Below are 377 nucleotides of genomic sequence, written 5' to 3' on the forward strand. Positions count from 1 at the left end.
AACAAATGTTGAAGTAGGTAAAGATGGAACAACAACTGTAACCTTCCCAGATGGATCAACAGCAACAGTAACACCAGATAAGACAGTTAAAGAAGCTGACTCAAACGGCGTTAAAGATCCAAAAGCTAAGACACCAGTTAAAGATCCAGCTAACTTAACAGACGCAGAAAAAGCTAAAGTAGCAGAAGAAGTTAAGAAGGCTAACCCAACAGCAACAGACATCAAGGTTAATAATGATGGATCAGTAGTTGTAACCTTTGCGGACGGATCAGTAGCAGTACTTGCCTCTGAAAACGTTGTTAAAGAAGCAACTAAAGATTCACCTGCTCAAGAACCAGCTAAGAAAGCAGGAGCGAAAGAATTGCCAAACACTGGTA

The 377-nt window shown here is 40.6% G+C and carries 1 pseudogene; it reads left to right on the forward strand.

The annotated features are described in order from the left end of the window. A pseudogene (locus ADH81_RS11170) lies at positions 1-377 on the forward strand (hypothetical protein); the annotation flags it as partial.

The sequence above is a fragment of the Streptococcus pseudopneumoniae genome, from assembly GCF_001072925.1.
GTDB classification, from domain to species: domain Bacteria; phylum Bacillota; class Bacilli; order Lactobacillales; family Streptococcaceae; genus Streptococcus; species Streptococcus pseudopneumoniae_Q.